Origin of the sequence: Bartonella sp. CL436QHHD, assembly GCF_042195105.1 — a bacterium.
GTDB lineage: Bacteria > Pseudomonadota > Alphaproteobacteria > Rhizobiales > Rhizobiaceae > Bartonella.
In genome coordinates this window covers 1-1272 of the sequence record NZ_JBHINR010000084.1, presented here as the reverse complement: position 1 = coordinate 1272, position 1272 = coordinate 1, and the positions used below count along the sequence as shown (strand labels likewise).

Annotated in this window: 2 protein-coding genes and 2 pseudogenes; 2 read left to right on the top strand and 2 right to left on the bottom strand. The window is 39.9% G+C overall.

Annotated elements, in window-relative coordinates; all coding sequences use genetic code 11:
- Positions 1 to 81 (bottom strand): annotated as a pseudogene (locus tag ACFIKN_RS09085) (lysozyme); the annotation flags it as partial.
- Positions 82 to 223: 142 nt separating this feature from the next.
- Between ACFIKN_RS09085 and ACFIKN_RS09080 the strand changes: the two are divergent.
- Both ACFIKN_RS09080 and ACFIKN_RS09075 read left to right on the top strand, forming a co-directional pair.
- Positions 224 to 448, top strand: a complete 225-nt coding sequence (locus tag ACFIKN_RS09080) for an antitoxin MazE family protein (RefSeq protein WP_273791685.1) — start codon at positions 224 to 226, stop codon at positions 446 to 448.
- On the top strand, positions 448 to 771 hold the full coding sequence (locus tag ACFIKN_RS09075) for a type II toxin-antitoxin system PemK/MazF family toxin (protein WP_273791686.1): 324 nt from the start codon (positions 448 to 450) through the stop codon (positions 769 to 771). The genes ACFIKN_RS09080 and ACFIKN_RS09075 overlap by 1 nt, the downstream gene beginning before the upstream one ends.
- Positions 772 to 905: 134 nt before the next feature.
- Here the strand turns inward: ACFIKN_RS09075 and ACFIKN_RS09070 are convergent.
- Positions 906 to 1272: pseudogene (locus ACFIKN_RS09070) on the bottom strand (late control protein); the annotation flags it as partial.

The following is a 1272-nucleotide window of genomic DNA, read 5'->3' as shown; positions in this document are numbered from 1 at the left end:
AATGGTATCTTTGTAGGCGTTTAAACGCAAGCCTTCCCATTGTTTGATAAGTGCTAGCCCTTCTGATGATATTTTTCGCATGTGTTGCTCCATAAAAAAGCCCCACACAAGGCGGGGATGAGTGAATATTAAAAATTGCAATTATTGCCTTTTATTAAAAATCTCGTTTCATGTAACTTTTTTCTGTGTTATACGTTACATGAAACATAATGGAGATTTTGTTATGGCTACAATGCACGTCAATGAACGCGTTCAAAAACATCGCAACGCACAAAGAAAAGCAGGTTTGCGTTTAATGCAAATTTGGGTACCAGATATTCGCCAACCGAACTTTGCAGAAGAGTGCCGACGCCAATGTCGCTTAGTCGCAAAAATGGATAAAACAGATACATCTATGCAGTTGTTGATGGATCAATCTTTAATGGATGTTGATGGCTGGACAGAATAATGCGTGGATCTCTCGTCACAATAGCTATGCAAGGCGATTTTGGTAAACCAAGACCTGCGTTAATCATTCAAGCTAATCAATTCAGTGAGCATACAAGTGTAACGGTTTTACCCATTACTAGCACACTTGTTGATGCGCCATTACTCCGCATTACGATTCAGCCAACCGCTAAAAATGGTTTGCAAAAACCTTCGCAAGTCATGATTGATAAGATTATGACGGTAAGATGTGAAAAAGTGAGTCCAGCTTTCGGCTCCATTCATGCAGATAAAATGGTAGAAATTGAACGCTGTTTAGCTGTATTTTTAGGAATAGTAAAATAAAAATAGTATTNGAGTCCAGCTTTCGGCTCCATTCATGCAGATAAAATGGTAGAAATTGAACGCTGTTTAGCTGTATTTTTAGGAATAGTAAAATAAAAATAGTATTTCTTTTTATCATCATAAAATAGCTTTGTTTATCTATCCTCTTCATCCATATGGATGACGCCTTCGCCTTCGTCGCATGCGTCTGGTGGGGCGTTTGGATCAAGGGTATCATCCTTGTCTGGTGTGGTGTTTGCAACGTTTCCAGCCGCATCTTCTTGGGTTTCATCAAAAAGCTCGCAATCTATTTTTGTGGTATAACCACCTGTTTTATCAAGTTTGTGTTTAACGCTTTTGATGCGCCATTCTGCTGGAATATAGGGGCGGAAAGGGGGCTCTTGAACAAGTTTTGCTTCTGCTTGTACAAACGGATCACCACCGATATCACATGAGAAAGAAGACTTACCGCGTGATGATTTATTGCGATAAGCAGCAATGGCCGCAACAGCCTCTGATTGG

Bases quoted from the DNA above. Each gene is read 5' to 3' on its own strand.
- ACFIKN_RS09075 (WP_273791686.1), top strand. From the start codon at position 448: ATGCGTGGATCTCTCGTCACAATAGCTATGCAAGGCGATTTTGGTAAA.
- ACFIKN_RS09080 (WP_273791685.1), top strand. From the start codon at position 224: ATGGCTACAATGCACGTCAATGAACGCGTTCAAAAACATCGCAACGCA.